11 protein-coding genes and 1 pseudogene are annotated in these 12,973 nt (G+C 73.7%); 8 read left to right on the forward strand and 4 right to left on the reverse strand.

Annotation, left to right across the window (positions count from 1 at the left end; translation table 11 throughout):
• The first annotated feature begins 147 nt into the window (after positions 1–147).
• Positions 148–792 carry an HhH-GPD-type base excision DNA repair protein gene (locus AB0761_RS18580; protein ID WP_377270178.1) on the forward strand — a complete coding sequence of 215 codons (645 nt, stop codon included), beginning with the start codon at positions 148–150 and terminating at the stop codon, positions 790–792.
• Between the two features lie 16 nt (positions 793–808).
• Here AB0761_RS18580 and AB0761_RS18585 read toward each other — a convergent pair whose 3' ends face one another.
• Both AB0761_RS18585 and AB0761_RS18590 read right to left on the reverse strand, forming a co-directional pair.
• On the reverse strand, positions 809–3,577 hold the full coding sequence (locus AB0761_RS18585) for a SpoIIE family protein phosphatase (protein ID WP_377274204.1): 2,769 nt from the start codon (positions 3,575–3,577) through the stop codon (positions 809–811).
• 1,446 nt (positions 3,578–5,023) lie between these two features.
• Positions 5,024–5,791, reverse strand: a pseudogene (locus AB0761_RS18590) (PIG-L family deacetylase); the annotation flags it as partial.
• Positions 5,792–5,908: 117 nt separating this feature from the next.
• Here AB0761_RS18590 and AB0761_RS18595 point away from each other — a divergent pair.
• Entirely contained in the window at positions 5,909–6,625 is a 717-nt protein-coding gene (locus tag AB0761_RS18595; RefSeq protein WP_377270179.1) for a rhomboid family intramembrane serine protease, read from the forward strand.
• A gap of 24 nt (positions 6,626–6,649) precedes the next feature.
• Here the strand turns inward: AB0761_RS18595 and dnaN are convergent, their stop codons facing one another.
• Positions 6,650–7,768: a DNA polymerase III subunit beta gene (dnaN, locus tag AB0761_RS18600; RefSeq protein WP_377270180.1), complete on the reverse strand. Its 1,119-nt coding sequence runs from the start codon at positions 7,766–7,768 to the stop codon at positions 6,650–6,652.
• A 123-nt stretch (positions 7,769–7,891) separates the two neighbouring features.
• Here dnaN and AB0761_RS18605 point away from each other — a divergent pair, with 123 nt between their 5' ends.
• From AB0761_RS18605 to AB0761_RS18615, 3 genes are all read left to right on the forward strand, one after another.
• Complete coding sequence (locus tag AB0761_RS18605) at positions 7,892–9,106, forward strand: hypothetical protein (protein ID WP_377270182.1); 1,215 nt, start codon at positions 7,892–7,894, stop codon at positions 9,104–9,106.
• 153 nt (positions 9,107–9,259) lie between these two features.
• Positions 9,260–9,556, forward strand: a complete 297-nt coding sequence (locus tag AB0761_RS18610; RefSeq protein ID WP_377270184.1) for a type II toxin-antitoxin system VapB family antitoxin — start codon at positions 9,260–9,262, stop codon at positions 9,554–9,556.
• A 201-nt stretch (positions 9,557–9,757) separates the two neighbouring features.
• Positions 9,758–10,408, forward strand: coding sequence for a LytR C-terminal domain-containing protein (locus AB0761_RS18615; RefSeq protein WP_377270185.1), 651 nt, complete (start codon positions 9,758–9,760; stop codon positions 10,406–10,408).
• Positions 10,409–10,476: 68 nt separating this feature from the next.
• Here the strand turns inward: AB0761_RS18615 and upp are convergent, their stop codons facing one another.
• On the reverse strand, positions 10,477–11,112 hold the full coding sequence (gene upp, locus AB0761_RS18620) for a uracil phosphoribosyltransferase (protein WP_377270186.1): 636 nt from the start codon (positions 11,110–11,112) through the stop codon (positions 10,477–10,479).
• 206 nt (positions 11,113–11,318) lie between these two features.
• Between upp and AB0761_RS18625 the strand changes: the two genes are divergently transcribed.
• From AB0761_RS18625 to tadA, 3 genes are all read left to right on the forward strand, one after another.
• Positions 11,319–11,600 carry a hypothetical protein gene (locus AB0761_RS18625; protein ID WP_377270187.1) on the forward strand — a complete coding sequence of 94 codons (282 nt, stop codon included), beginning with the start codon at positions 11,319–11,321 and terminating at the stop codon, positions 11,598–11,600.
• 254 nt (positions 11,601–11,854) lie between these two features.
• On the forward strand, positions 11,855–12,379 hold the full coding sequence (locus tag AB0761_RS18630) for a hypothetical protein (RefSeq protein ID WP_377270189.1): 525 nt from the start codon (positions 11,855–11,857) through the stop codon (positions 12,377–12,379).
• 33 nt (positions 12,380–12,412) lie between these two features.
• The gene (tadA, locus tag AB0761_RS18635) at positions 12,413–12,922 is read left to right on the forward strand and encodes a tRNA adenosine(34) deaminase TadA (protein ID WP_377270191.1); all 510 of its coding nucleotides are present in this window, start codon (positions 12,413–12,415) and stop codon (positions 12,920–12,922) included.
• Positions 12,923–12,973: the final 51 nt, after the last annotated feature.

Consider the following 12,973-nt stretch of genomic DNA (forward strand, 5'->3'; position numbering starts at 1 on the left):
GCCGTTCTCATCCTGACGACGAACGGCGCGGCCCCCGATGGACAGCCACGCCCGAATTCGGCGGAGGATCCCGGTGGCGCGGGGTCCCCGGCGGTTGCAGAGTGGGGCATATCCGGACGGGACGCGGCATCGAGTGGGAGGCCCGCCATGGACACCACCCTTCGGCTGGCCCAGCAGCCCGAGGCCGACGCGCTCCTGTCGCGCAGCCCGCTGGCCACGCTGATCGGGATGCTGCTGGACCAGCAGATCCCGATGGAGTGGGCCTTCACCGGGCCGTACACCATCGCGCAGCGGATGGGCGGCGACGACCTGGACGCGCAGGCCGTGGCGGCCTGCGGCCCGGAGGCCTTCGCCACCCTGCTGTCGGCCAAACCGGCGGTGCACCGCTATCCGGGGGCGATGGCCGGGCGGGTGCAGCAGCTCTGCCGCGCTCTGGTGGACCACTACGGCGGCGACGCCGCGGCGGTGTGGCGGGACGCCCGCAGCGGCGAGGAGCTGCTGGGCCGGCTGACCGCACTGCCCGGCTTCGGTATGCAGAAGGCGCAGATCTTCCTGGCGCTGCTGGGCAAGCAGCTCGGGGTGAGGCCGCCGGGCTGGCGGGAGGCGGCCGGCCCGTACGGGGAGGACGGCTGCTACCGGTCGGTGGCCGACATCACCGGGAGCGAGTCACTGGAGCGGGTACGCGCATACAAGCAGGAGGCCAAGCGGGCGGCCAAGGCGGCCAAGGCGTCCGGGGCCGCGAGCCCCCCGCCCGGCGGGAGGCGGACGCAGGGCGGGAAGCCGGAGCGCTGAGCCGCGGCGACGGCCCTCATCGGCCGGAGCCGGGCGGCAACGGCTGCTCGGCCCAGATCACCTTGCCCTCGGCGGTGTACCGGGTCCCCCAGTGCTCGGCGAACTGCGCGACCAGGAAGAGCCCCCGGCCGCCCTCGTCGGTGGTGGTCGCAAAACGCAGATGCGGTGAGGTGCTGCTGGTGTCGGACACCTCGCAGATCAGGCTCTCGTCGCGGAGCAGCCGTACCCGGATCGGGCCGGTGGCATGCCGGATCGCATTGGTGATCAGCTCGCTGAGCAGCAGCTCCGTGGTGAAGGCCAGCTCGTCCAGACCCCAGTCGGCCAGCCGTCGGGTGACGGCGGCGCGCACCTCGCCGACCGCTGCGGGGTCGTAGGGGACGTCCCACTCGGCGACCTGCTCCGGCGCCAGCCGGCGGGTACGGGCGACCAGCAGCGCGATGTCGTCGCCCGGGTGGGCGGGCAGCAGGGCCTGGAGCACCGCGGTGCAGATCTCCTCCGGGGAGCGGTCGGCGACCCCGGCCAGCGTGCTGCGCAGCAGTTCCAGGCCGACGTCGATGTCCCGGTCGCGGACCTCCACCAGACCGTCGGTGTACAGCACCAGCCGGCTGCCTTCCGCCAGGTTCAGCTCCGCCGTCTCGAACGGCATGCTGCCGAGGCCGAGCGGCGGACCGGCGGGGAGGTCCGGGAACTCCACCGAGCCGTCCGGGTGGATCACGGCCGGCGGCAGATGGCCGGCCCTGGTCATGGCGCAGTGCCCGGTGACCGGGTCGTAGATGGCGTACAGACAGGTGGCACCGATCACCGCGGTGCCACCGTCGGCGGACGCCTCGTCCTGGTCGATACGGCCCACCAGTTCGTCCAGGTGGTCCAGGATCTCGTCGGGCGGCAGGTCCAGGGAGGAGAAGTTGTGCACCGCCGTACGCAGCCGCCCCATGGTCGCGGCGGCATGGAGCCCGTGGCCGACCACGTCCCCCACCACCAGGGCGACCCTGGCGCCGGGCAGCGGGACCACGTCGAACCAGTCGCCGCCCACCCCTTCCTGGGCCGGCAGATAGCGGTGGGCGACGTCCAGGGCGCTCTGCTCGGGCAGATTGCGCGGCAGCAGGCTGTGCTGCAGGGTCACCGCGACGGTGTGCTCACGGGTGTAGCGGCGGGCGTTGTCGATGCAGACCGCAGCCCGGGCCGCCAGCTCCTCGGCGAGCGAGAGGTCCTCCTCCGCGAACGGGGCGGACCCCCGGGCGCGGTAGAAGTGGACCATGCCCAGCAGCACCCCCCTGGCCAGCAGCGGTGCGGTGATCAGCGAGTGGATCCCGAAGTCGAGCACCCTGGAGGTGCGGTCGGCGTCCTGCGCCAGCCATCCGGGAGCGGCAGCCAGATCGGGCTCCACCACCGCCCTGCCGTTGCCGAAGCCCCAGGCCTGCGGTGACGACGGGACAAATCTGATCAGCTCGCCCGCCCGGTAGAGCGGAGCGTTGTCGCGGACGCCGTGCACCGCCACCCGGCGCATCTCGGCCACGGCCGAGGGCGTCGGCTCCCCGCCCGTCAGCACGGCCTCCACCAGGTCGACCGTGACGAAGTCCGCGAACCGGGGGACCGCCACCTGGGTCAGCTCCTCGGCCGTGCGCACCACATCGAGGGTGGTGCCGATGTCCACCCCGGCGTCGTACAGCAGCCGCAGCTGCTCCCTGGCGCCCTCGGCCCGGCCGGAGAGCGCCCGCAGCTCGGTGGAGTCCCGCAGGGTGGCAACGCTGCCGGGGGGACCGCCGTCCCGGTCCGTGGGCCGGTTGTTCACCGCCAGCAGCCGGTCGCCGGAGAGGATCACCACATCGGTGGCCGTACGGCCCGAGCCCAGCACTTCGGCCGCCCGCGGGTCCAGGCCCAGGTCGTCGATCCAGCGTCCCTCCGCGTCCGGCGGCAGGTCCAGCAGACGGCATGCCTCGTCGTTGGCCAGCAGCAGCCGGCCGTCGCCGCCGAGGATCAGCACACCCTCCCGGACGGCGTGCAGCACCGCGTCATGGTGCTCGTACATCCGCGCCATCTCGGTCGGCTCAAGGCCGTGGGTCTGGTGCTTCAGCCGCCTGCTGATCAGCGCCGTGCCACCGGTGGCCAGCACCAGCGTCCCGGCCGCGGCACCCAGCACGATCGGCAGCTGGCGGTTGACGGCACCGCTGACCTTGGCGATGGTGATCCCCGCCGACACCAGGCCGACCACATTGCCGTGGTCGTCCTTGACCGGGACCACCGCCTGCACCAGGGGGCCGATGGTGCCGTTGATGGTCTCGGTGACGACCCTCCCCTGGAGCGCCGGGCCGATGGTGCCGACGAACTTCTTGCCGATCCGGTCGGGCTTGGGGTGGGTGTAGCGGATCCCCTGGGTGTCCGTCACCACGATGAAGTCGACGTCCGACAGCTTGCGGGCGGCCTCCGCCCTGGGCTGGAGCAGCGCCGTTGGATCGCTGCTCTCCAGGGCCGCCCGGGTGCCCGGCGCGTTGGCGAAGGTCTGTGCCACCGCCACCGACCGGTTGCGGGCCTCCTCCTGGCTGTCGTACCGCGCCTGCAGCACCAGCGCGACCACGGCCGCGACCACCAGCAGCAGCGCCACGATCACCTGGAGGATGAACACCTGACCCGCGACGGTGCGTCCGCTCAACCACGCCCACAGGCCCCGTACGGGCCGCATCCGCCCGGCCCGCTGCCCGGGCCGCCGTGCACGCCGGACCCACGGGTGCCGACCGGCGAACCACGGGGCCGACCGGGCCCCGGACCGGCTCCGAGGTCGAGCCATACCCCCATGTCTACACTGCCTGGAATCCCCGGGCGAGCGGTGGCGCCGCCCTGCGGCCGGGGGTGTGACGGCGGCGCCCGACCGCTCATCTCTCGGCCGCTTCCCAGGGTCCGAAACGGACCTCGCCGACCTGCGTTCCGCTGCTGCGGGACAGCCGCAGCCGTCCGTCCAGACCGAAGCAGACCAGGACCGGCCGCCCCTGCGGGTCGGCGGCGGCCGCCGGATGCCCGGCCAGCACCCCGCCCAGGGACTGCGGGCGGCTGCCGCCGTGGGAGTCCAGCAGCGCCGCGGCGATACCCCCGCCGGGGTTGCGGACGGCGAGCAGCAGCCCACCCGCCGCCGGGACCAGGGCGACCGGGCCGTGCCCCCGGCCGGCAGCGCCGCATCCCGGCGGCGGCCGCGCCGGCCGTCCCAGCTGTAGACGGCCGGCTGCGCGGTCAGCGGCAGCCGGTAGGCGATCCGGACGGTGCCGTCGGGGGCGACGGCGGCGGCGGGCGGGGTACCGGGGGCCGGCAGGCCGGTGGGTCCCGCCGCCCGGACCGGGCCGCCGGGCGTCCGCTGCGCCCAGCGGTGCAGGCCGTCCCGGCCCGCGGCGAAGAGCTCCAGCAGCCCGTCGCTGACCACGGCGGCGAGCCCTTCCTGGACCTCGCCGCCGCCGAGGTCGGCCCAGCCGCCCCAGACACCGCCGGGGGAGCGCACCCGGCCGGAGATGCCCTTGCCGGCGTTGCGGACGAGGAGATGCACCCGGCCGTCAGGGGTGAGCACCGCCGTCGGCGGGCCCGTACGGCGGCCCTTGTCGGGATGGGCCAGTGGGTTGCCCAGCCCCCGCCAGGCGCGGAACGGCCCGCCGGGGGTCCGCTGCTCCAGCAGCACCGTCTCCCGGGTGTCGGCGGCGGTGGCCGCGCCGAGGCCGGAGAAGCGCTCGGCGAGGACCAGCCAGCAACCGTCGGCCTGCCGCACCGCGGTGACCGACGGGGCGAGCGGGGCGCCGCCCAGATCCAGCGCGGTGCCCAGCCGCCCGCTGCCGGGCACCTTCTCCTGCCACATCAGCAACCGGGTCCCGCGTACCGCGAAGACGGTGAGCCGTCCCTCCGCGTCATGGCCCGCCCAGGGCTGCGGCCCGGCCCAGCGGTAGGTGGTGGACCACGGCCAGTGGTGCCGGTCGGAGTCGTCGCCGCCGACCTCGTAGTCGCCGCAGCCGGACGGGTCCCCGCAGGGCCAGGTCGGAGCTCCGCCGTAGGCGTCCAGCCAGGCCCGCTTGGTCTCCCGGGCCGGGCCGGAGAGTCCGGGCGGCCACCGGTCGTTGTAGTAGCCGCGATAGGCCGTCGCCAGGCCTCCGGCCGGGCCCCGGCGGGCCAGCGCCGCCCAGGCGAAGAGGCCCGCGGCGGTGTGGTCGGCGTGGTCGGAGAAGCCGGGCTGGTCGGCGTCGCGGGCGTGGGCGGCGTCGTGCACCTGCTCGTCGGGGTCGGGATCCATGGTGCGCACCAGGGACGGCCGATAGTGGGCGAGGAGCTGCACCAGCGTCTCGATCAGGTCGTCGCGGGTGTAGACCTGCACCTCGTCCAGGGGTGAGCCGGCGGCGTTGCGGGTCCGCACCACGGTGCCCGGCCGGTGCCACAGGTCACGCAGGGTGATGCTGTACGGGGTGACCGGGTCCGAGTACATCTCCAGGTTGAGGAAGACCAGCGCCACCTCGGGGCGCTCGGCCAGCCGGTCGACCTCGGCGCGCCGGCCGCCGGGCAGTTCCAGCACCGATCGCCGCCACGGGGCGAAGACCCGGCCCGTGGCCATCAGCGCATAGGCCTGCCGCAGTCCCTGGTGCCGGGCGGCGGAGTACGCGGCGCGGTCGCGGCGCGGCGGGGGCCCGCCGGGTACCCGGTTGCGGCCGGTGGCGTCGCCCGCGGTGAGGTAGACGGAGACGACCCGGGCACCCTCGGCGATCGACTGCTGGATGTCCGGGTTCATGAAGTACAGGTCGTCGTCGGGGTGGGCGACCAGTTGCAGGGTGGTGGCGGTGCCGCCGGGGGGCCGTGCCGCGGGGCGCCCGTCGGAGGCGTCCGGCAGCACTGCCGGTCCCGGCCGCACGCTGCGGGCCACGCTGCCTGCCACGGTCGGCACTGCCAGCGCGCCGACCGTCCACAGCACGGCCCGGCGGGGAATGCCGGTGCCTCGGCGGTCCGGTGCAGTCACCCGATCACCTTCCTCGCCTTCCATGTAGCCAGAGCAACCGTCGTCCCGCGACCGGGGTCCTATTCTTCGGGTGCCGGCACTCAGGGGCGGCGTTCCGGGGACCGGCTCCAGGCCGGTCGGCAGGGGAAGAGGGGCAGCGGCATGGGCGGCTCGTCGACGAGTGGCGGCAGTGCGGAGCTGATGGTCGCGGAGGCGCGGAGGGCGTTCTTTGTGATGCTCGGCTTCCTGGTGCTGGTGTGGGCCCTGCAACTGGTCAACTGGCTGGACGACTACCGGCTGGACGCCCAGTTCGGCCTGGTGGCCCATGATCCCGGCAGGCTGGGCGGCATCGTCACGGCACCGCTGCTGCATGCCAACTGGGCGCATCTGGAGGGGAACTCCGGCCCGCTGTTCATCTTCGGCTTCCTCTCCGCCTACCGCGGGGTGAAGCGTTTCCTGGGGCTGACCGTGCTGGTGGCGCTGACCAGCGGAGCCGCGGTGTGGTTCTTCGAGGGCGGCGATGTGGTGACGATCGGCGCCAGTGGGCTGATCTTCGGCTGGTTCGGCTATGTGGTGCTGCGCGGGGTCTTCGACCGGCATCTGATCGACACCCTGGTCGGGGTCGTGATGGCGGCTTCGTTCGCCTATCTGCTGCTGGTGGCCGTCCCCGGCACCCCCGGGGTGAGCTGGCTGGGGCATCTGGGCGGCCTGGTCGGCGGGCTGGCCGGGGCCTGGATCTTCCGGGACCGCCGCCGCCCGCGCCCGGCCCGCCGCGTCGGCGGGGAGTCCGCCCCCGCGGTGTCCGGGGCGCCCTCCGCGCCGGCCGGTGGGCCCCGCGCCGACCTGCACAAGGAGCTGGGCGATCTCGGGCTGCTCTGAGCGGACGCGGGGGCGTACCGGACCTCAGCCCGTCGACTTCAGTGACATCAGCAGGTGCCGATGGCCCGGGTCCGCCGTGGCCTCGGCGCTGTCCCGCCCTGCCAGCAGCACCCGCTGCCCCGGGCCCAGCAGTGCGAACTCCACATACGGGGCGTCCAGCGCGGCCAGCGCGTCCACCAGATAGCCGGGGTTGAAGGCCACCGTCACGGCGGGGCCGTCCAGCGCGGCCGGCAGCCGCACGGAGGCGGTGTCGTCGTCGCCCGCGCCGGCCTCCAGCAGCAGCGACTCCGCGGTGAAGGCCAGCCGCAGCGGGCTGTGGCGCTCGGTCACCACCGCGACCCGCTTGACGGCCTCGGCCAGCAGGCTGCGCTCGGCGACCCCGAGGACCGGCTCCGGCAGGGCGAAGAGCTTGGCGTACCCGGGCAGGATGCCGTCCAGCAGCCGCATGGTGGCGGTCGTGTCGCGGCCGAGGAGCCCGAGCGTCCCGTCGCCGAGGGCCAGCCGGACCGTCCCGCTGTCGGCCGGTACGCGGGCGGCCTCCAGCAGCCGCCGGGCCGAGACCACCGCGTCCACCCGGTCCGACGCGGGGAGCAGCGGCCGCCACGGCAGGGTGCGCACGGCGAAGCGGTAGCGGTCGGTGGCGGACAGGGTGAGGGTGTCCCCGTCGAGTTCGAGCCGGACACCGGTGAGGACGGGGAGTGTGTCGTCACGGTCGGCGGCCACCGCGACCTGGGCCACCCCGGCGGCGAACTCCGCGGCGTCCAGCTCTCCGACGGTGACCGGCACGGCCGGCAGCGCCGGGTAGTCGTCGAGCGGCAGCGCCGAGAGGCCGAACCGGGTGCCACCGCCGGTGACCGCCAGCCGGGCCCCCTCCAGCGTGCACTCCAGCGGGCCGTCCGGGAGCACCCGGCAGACGTCCAGCAGCCTGCGCCCGGCCACCAGCACCTCGCCGGGCTCCACCACATCGGCCTGGACCGAGGCCCGGACGGAGACCTCGTGGTCGTACCCGGCGACGGCCAGCCGCCCCTCCGCGGCGGTCAGCCGCAGCCCGGCGAGCACCGGCTGCGCCGGTCTGCCGGGCAGTGCGCGGGCAGCCCGGCCCACCGCCTCGGCCAGGACGCCGCGCTCCACCTGGAACCTCATCTGCTGCCTCCCCGTGCACCGGTTTCGATAGCCGGGGACACTAGCGGCGACCACCGACAACGCGGCCCGGGAGCAACCGGGGACCCACTGAGGTATAGACCAATTCAGTGGGCGGTGGCTAGCGTGGAGACCACCGCCGCCTCATCGAACCGCCGGAGCCGCACCGTGGAGTCGTCCGTCCTCGCTTTCGCCACCGACCTGCTCGACGAGGGGCCGGACCGGTTCTTCGGCAATCTGGCCGAGCGGGCGGGAGTGGGCGGGGTCAGCCTGGCCTCGGTGTACCACGAGGCACGCGACATCTTCCCGCACAACCCCCACCGGGTGGTCCGCTATCTGGAGCCCGGGGCCGCCTACTTCCGTCCGGACCCGGCGGCCTGGCGCGGCCGCCGGCTGGCCCCCACCGCCTCGACCGCGATCGGCGACCGCGACCCCTTCGCCGAGGCCGCCGGGCAGGCCGCACGCCGCGGGATGCGGCTGCACGCCTGGACCGTCTTCCTGCACAACGACCGGCTCGGCTTCCAGCACCCGGACTGCGCCCCCGCCAACGCCTTCGGCGACCGGCATCTGACGGAGCTCTGCCCGGCCCACCCCGAGGTGCGCGAGTACGTCCGCACCCTGGTCGCCGAGCTGGGCCGCTACGGGGTGGACGCGGTACGGGCGGAGTCGCTGCACTTCCACGGCCTGCGCCACGGCTACCACCACGAGCGCTACTTCGAGCAGCTCGGCCCGGTCGCCGAGGCCCTCCTCGGGATCTGCTTCTGCGACCACTGCCGGGCCGCCGCAGCCGCCGCGGGCGTACCCGCCGACGAGGTCCGCGACTCGGTGCGGACCGAGGTGCGGCGCCGACTGGCGGACGAGGACGCCGCGGCGGAGCCCGGCCGGCTCGACCGGTTGGCCGACGGGGCGCTGGCCGCGTACGTCGACGCCTCGGCGGCCACGGTCACCTCGCTGGCCGCCGAGGCGGCCGAGGTGGCGGAGGGGCTGGGTATGCGGCTCAGCTTCATGGACGGCGGCGGCCCCGGCACCGGCTGGCTCTCCGGGATCGACCTCCCCGCCCTCGGCAAGGCCGTCCACCAGGTGGAGACCCTGGGCTACGCCGCGTCCGCGGAGGCGGTGCGCGAGAAGGTCGCCGCCTTCGCCCTGCACGGGGTCCGCCCGCAGGAGATGGCGGTGATCCTGCGGCCGATGGCGGAGGACTGCGACGGGGCGGCGAACCTGGCGGCCAAGGTGGCGGTGCTGCGCGAGCTGGGCGTACCCGAGGTGGAGTTCTACCACTACGGTCTGATGCGGCTCTCCTCGATGGACCGCATCGGCGCCGCCCTCCACCAACTCGGATAATCCTCCATCAAACACCGCAGAGCACCCGAGAGCTGACATCGCGCCGTTGCCCGCCGCCCAGATCTGCCGCATCCTCGCAGGTGAGGTGGGGTGGACGGGCGAGGTGAGGCGTCCTTGCTGCGCCGCTGCCCACAGGAACGGTAGGCTCTCCGTGTGATCTTCAAGCGCATCGGCAACGGGCGGCCGTACCCGGATCACGGCCGGAGCAGCACCCGACAGTGGGCGGACGTCGCCCCGCGCCCGGTGCGGCTGGACCAGTTGGTGACCACCAAGGGCCAGCTCGATCTGGAAACCCTGCTCGCCGAGGACTCCACGTTCTACGGCGACCTCTTCGCGCACGTGGTGAAGTGGCACGGCGATCTCTACCTGGAGGACGGGCTGCACCGCGCCGTGCGCGCCGCCCTGCAGCAGCGGCAGGTGCTGCACGCCCGCGTCCTCGAACTGGAGTGACCCGCGGGCCGTACGCCCACGGACGCCTCTCCGCCTGCTGGATATCGCTTTGTACATCCTTTCGGGTACCCCCATACTCCAGATGATGATCATTTAGTACGCTCACGCGAGGTCGGCACTATGTTGTTGACCACGGTCTCTGCGATACCCGCAGCCGTATCGAATGCCTGTCCCGGCGCGAGGGGGCGACACACGGTGAGCATGTTGACTCCCCCAGGCCTGAAGGGGAAGCAGTACCGGGTCACCGGAAACAGCTATCCCCGACTGGTCCCACCCAACAAACGCCGCCGGCGGATCGTCGCCCTGGTGTCGACGGTGCTGGTCGTCGCCGTCATCAGCTGGGGCGCGGTGCAGCTGACGGACATCTTCGGCAGTGCCGGCAGGAAGCTTTCTGCGGGTTCCTGCCCGGCAGCCGCCCCCAGTGCCTCCAAGTCCGCCGCGCACGGCGCGGCCGGTGACGCCGCCTCCCCGGCGCCCACGGCCGTACCCAAGCCGCAGGCGGTCACCGTGAACGTCTACAACGCCACCACCAGGGGCGGCCTGGCCGGCCGCACCGCCAACGAGCTCAAGAAGCGCGGCTTCAAGATCGGCATGGTCGGGAACGCCACGCCCGCGCTGGACAAGAAGGTCAAGGAGTCCGCCCGGCTGATCGGCGGCCCGTCCGCGAGCAAGGCACTGCTGCTGCTCGGCACCCACATCAAGGGCGCCAAGACCACCTCGGACACCCGCAAGGACGCCTCGGTGGACTTTGTGATCGGCAACGGCTTCACCGCCCTGCTCAGCCCGGCCCAGGCCGAGAAGGCACTCGCCGTGGCCACCAAGCCCTCGCCGAAGCCCTCCGCCCACTGCTGAACCCGTCCGCACAGCGCAGTGGCCGGCGGCGCCCTCGGAGGGCGCCGCCGGCCACTGCGCTGAGGTCGTCAGCCCGCGGTGCCGTAGAGGCGGTCTCCCGCGTCGCCGAGGCCCGGGACGATGTAGCCCTGCTCGTTGAGGTGGTCGTCGACGGCGGCGGTCACCACCGTCACCGGCAGCCCGGCCAGCTCCTTCTCCATCACCGCGACCCCTTCGGGCGCGGCCAGCAGGCAGATCGCGGTCACGTCGTCGGCGCCGCGGTCCATCAGCATCCGGATCGCCGCGACCAGGGTGCCGCCGGTCGCCAGCATCGGGTCCAGGACGTACACCTGGCGGCCGGAGAGGTCGTCCGGCATCCGCGTCGCATACGTGGAGGCCTCCAGGGTCTCCTCGTTGCGGATCATGCCGAGGAAGCCCACCTCTGCGGTCGGCAGCAGCCGCGTCATCCCGTCCAGCATGCCGAGGCCGGCCCGCAGGATCGGGACCACCAGCGGGCGGGGATAGCTGAGCCGGGTGCCCAGGGTGACCGCCACCGGGGTGGTGATCTCCACCTCGTCGGTGCGGACGTCCCGGGTCGCCTCGTACGCAAGCAGGGTGACCAGCTCGTCGGCGAGCCGGCGGAAGGTGGGCGAGTCGGTGCGCTCGTCGCGCAGGGTCGACAGCTTGTGGGCGACCAGCGGGTGGTCGAGGACATGGATCCGCATGATGAGACAGTAACCGAGCCCGGACACCCGTACGAGCCATGGGCGGGGCTTCGCACCGCCACCTCGCACCCCGTACGGCGGAATCAATGCGCCCGGACGGGGAAAGTCTGACCCTGTGAACGGTCGGGGGGCCGGCGCGGTAGGCACCCCGTCGGCCACGGCACAGCAGCGCGGGCAGGTAGTGCGCGCGGATCTCAGGGGATCGCATGGCGGAGCAGAGCCGGTCCGAGAGGGACCGTGTCCGGCGGCAGCGCGGCAGCACCTCGGCCGCCAGGGCCGCGGCCGCGTCCGACGCCGGGGAGATATCCGCGGATGACCGGGCAGCGGCCGAACGGCGCAAGGAGTCCGACGCCGAGCGGCGCCGCCGCCGGGCCGTCTTCCTGCGGGAACTGGCCGAGGCCCGCGAGCTGCGTGAGCGGGTGCAACCGAGGCGCACCAAGGAACGTCGGATGCGCGAAGCGGTACGGATGAGGACCTTCCGCTTCTGACGACCGCCCCGCGGGCCGCTGCGCCGCGCCGGGCTCCGACACGACCTGCAAAGATGCGCTGCGGAACACCCCCCGCAGTGGCAGGGTTTCTGTCACGATTCCGATTGGGGCGTCCGAGAAGCGGGCTCCCTCTGGAGCGGGGGCGCTCTCCCTGGGCCGTCCACCCGCCCCGGCTCTCCAACAGCCGAGACCATGGGAGTGTCCTGGTGGCGTACTTCGCTGCAGTGCTCGCTCGCACCGAGGACGGGTGGAGCGTGAACGAGACGGAGCTCGACGACGTCGAAACCCTCGCCGACCTGGCCGACCTGGCGCGCGAGGCCTCCGACGAGGAGGAGACGGTACTGGTCTTCATCGAGCAGGAGGACGCGTGGTTCGCAGTCGTCCGGGTGGACGGCGAGGAGGACCCGCGGATCTTCGTGTCGGACGGCGCAGCCGCCGCACGCAGTGCCTACGGGGAGATCGTGCTCACCGACGAACTGGTGGGCCGTTCCCCGGGCGATGAGCTCGACGACCTCGACAACCTGGTGGCCGAGCTGGACGACGACTCGTCCGACGGGTCAGGCTCCGCGTCCGACGACGACGATGACGACGACAGCCCGGTGACGGGGGCGGACGGCGTGCCGGCCGGCCCGTTGGGCGACACCGAGGTGCTCACCGAGTTCGGCATCTCCGCCAAGGCCCTGCTCGCCATGAGCGGCGAGGGAGCCGTCCCCGGGGACGCCCTCTCGGAGATCGCCGAGTCGCTGGGCTGCGGCGAGGTGCTGGAGGCGGTCCGGTAACGGGCGATGCCACCGGTGGCCGACACTGGTGGCATGCAGACCACGCCACTCCCGGCTCCCGTACGCCCCGATCCGGTACGCGACCGCTGGGCCGGGCCCATGCACCTGGCCCTCGCCGAGGCTGCCCTGGCCCCGGCCACCGGCGACGTCCCCGTGGGCGCGCTGGTGCTGGGGCCGGACGGCTCGGTGATCGGCCGCGGGCACAATGAGCGCGAGGCGGTCGGCGACCCGACCGCCCACGCCGAGGTGCTCGCGATCCGGGAGGCGGCGCAGGCGGTCGGCGAGTGGCGGCTGACCGGCTGCACCCTGGTGGTCACCCTGGAGCCCTGCACCATGTGTGCGGGCGCCATCGTGCTCTCCAGGCTGGACCGGGTCGTCTACGGCGCCGTGGACGACAAGGCCGGGGCTGCGGGCTCGCTCTGGGACGTCATCCGCGACCGCCGTCTCAACCACCGCCCCGAGGTGGTCCACGGCGTCCTGGCCGAGGCCTGCGGGGCGGCACTCACCGCCTTCTTCGACACCCATCGCGGTATCCCCGGCTGACCCGACCGGCGCGCACCAACGATTTCGTCGCCGCCCGACCCGTCCGGTAGA

Origin of the sequence: Peterkaempfera podocarpi (assembly GCF_042466665.1) — a bacterium.
In the GTDB taxonomy this organism is placed as follows: Bacteria; Actinomycetota; Actinomycetes; order Streptomycetales; family Streptomycetaceae; genus Peterkaempfera; species Peterkaempfera podocarpi.